At 66.2% G+C, this 2,206-nt stretch carries 3 protein-coding genes; all 3 read left to right on the top strand.

All coding sequences use genetic code 11. The features are described 5' to 3' along the window. On the top strand, positions 1-484 hold a 484-nt coding region (locus EOA60_RS29660), incomplete at its 5' end, for an extracellular solute-binding protein (RefSeq protein WP_245502640.1). Between the two features lie 60 nt (positions 485-544). Next, the gene (locus tag EOA60_RS29665; protein WP_095826034.1) at positions 545-1,405 is read left to right on the top strand and encodes an ABC transporter permease; all 861 of its coding nucleotides are present in this window, start codon (positions 545-547) and stop codon (positions 1,403-1,405) included. Between the two features lies 1 nt (position 1,406). Continuing rightward, a partial coding sequence (locus tag EOA60_RS29670; protein WP_095826035.1) for an ABC transporter permease occupies positions 1,407-2,206 on the top strand: 800 nt, incomplete at its 3' end.

Below are 2,206 nucleotides of genomic sequence, written 5' to 3' on the forward strand. Positions count from 1 at the left end.
TTTCCGCCTTGGCCTTGGTGTTGATCGGCGCGTAGCCGCTTGCCTCGGCGAATTTCGCCTGGCCGGTCGGGCTGGTCGCGGCGGCGCGGAGTCGCAGCAGCTCATCGCTTCGGGCGAGGCTGCCTTCGGGCAGCTCTGGAACGGCCGTGTCTTTGCGCTCGAGAAGGACGGCGCCGATGTCGGCGTCTCCTGGAACCAGAACCTCACCGCCGCTGACGTTCTCGTCGTGCCGAAGGGCGCCAAGAACAAGGACAGCGCGATGAAGTTCCTCGCCGCCGCGACCAGCCCGACCGGCCAGGCGAAATTCGCCGAGGCAAGCGGCTACGCGCCGATCAACACCAAGGCCAAGGCGGAAATGCCCGCCGACGTGGTGAAAGGGCTGCCCGACGCGCACGTCGAGAGTCAGATCAATCTCGACATGAACTACTGGGCCGAGCACCGCGACGAGATCGCCACGCGCTGGTACGCCTGGCAGACCAAGTAGCGCCACAGCAAGCCGGGGGCGCGGCAAGCCGCTCCCCTTCGGGACGACGGGAACCGCTCGATGCAAGCACACTCCCTCAGCCGCGGCTCGATTGCCGGCCTGCCGGCCGGCAGCGGCGGCGCCCTGCCGGCCCTGGTGCTGGTCGGCCTGTTCTTTGTCGTGCCGGTGGTCGCGCTCTTGCTGCGCAGCGTCACCGATCCCGAGCCCGGCCTGCAGAACTATGCCGCGCTGTTCGGCAGCGGCACTTATGTGCGGGTGTTTCTCAACACCTTCCTGGTCGCGGCCGTCGTCACCGTCGTGACCATCCTCGTCGCGTTTCCGGTCGCCTGGATGCTGGCGATCATGCCGCCGGCGCTCGGTTCGGTCGTCTTCGGCATCATCATCCTGTCGATGTGGACCAATCTCCTCACCCGCACCTATGCCTGGATGGTGCTTTTGCAGCGCACCGGTGTGATCAACCGGGCGCTGATGGGGCTCGGCGTCATCCACGAGCCGCTGCCGCTCATCAACAATTTGACCGGCGTCACCATCGGCATGGTCTACATCATGCTGCCCTTCATGATCCTACCGCTGGTCGGCACGCTGCGCGCCATCGATCCGATGACGCTGCGCGCCGCCGCCCTTTGCGGCGCTAGCCCGTCGCAGGCATTCCGCCGCATCCTGCTACCGCTGTCGCTGCCCGGCATCGCCGCCGGCGGGCTGATGGTCTTCGTCATGTCGCTCGGCTATTTCGTGACGCCCGCGCTGCTCGGCGGCACATCGAACATGATGCTCGCCGAAATGATCGCCCAGACGGTGCAGTCGCTGCTCAACTGGGGGCTCGGAAGTGCTGCGGCCTTCGTGCTGCTCGCCGTCACCATGGTGCTCTACGCGATCCAATTGCGCATGGTCGGCGCCAGGCGCCTCGCCGGAGGGCTCTAGGATGCTGCTCGATTACGACCGGCTCGGATGGCTGCGTGCGGCGCTCGCCGGCTTCACTACCCTCATCGCGGCTTTCCTTCTGTTACCGGTGGTCTTCATCGTCCTGTTGTCGTTCGGCTCGTCGCGCTGGCTGGCCTTTCCGCCACCCGGCTGGACGCTGAAATGGTATCAGGAACTGCTCGCCGACCCGGCCTGGGTCGACGCCGCTTTGACCAGCGCCAAGATCGCCGCGATGGCCGCCATCCTCGCGGTTCTGATCGGCCTGCTCGCCTCCTTCAGCCTGGTCAGGGGCGAGTTTCGCGGCCGGCAGCTCCTGCGCGTCCTGCTGCTGACGCCGATGGTGCTGCCGGTGGTGGTTTTCGCCATCGCCATCTACGCCTTTTTCCTGCGCATCGGGCTCGCCGGCACGACGATCGGTTTCGTCATCGCCCACACCATCCTGGCCCTGCCCTTCGCCATCATTCCGATCGCCACCGCGCTCGAAGGTTTCGACAAATCCATCGAGGACGCGGCGATCGTGTGCGGCGCCAGTCCGCTGCAGGCAAGGCTCAGGATCACCCTGCCCTCGATCCGCATCGGCATCTTCTCGGCGGCGATCTTTTCCTTCCTCGCCTCATGGGACGAGGTGGTGGTGGCGATCTTCATGGCGAGCCCGACCCTGCAGACCTTGCCGGTGAAGATCTGGGGCAGCCTGCGTGCCGATCTGAGCCCGGTCGTCGCCGCCGCGTCCAGCCTGCTCGTCGGCCTCACTCTCGCCCTGATGATCGTCACCGCACTCCTTCGCAGAAGACTGTCCAGATG

Source organism: Mesorhizobium sp. M1A.F.Ca.IN.020.06.1.1 (assembly GCF_004023265.1).
Taxonomy (GTDB): Bacteria; Pseudomonadota; Alphaproteobacteria; order Rhizobiales; family Rhizobiaceae; genus Mesorhizobium.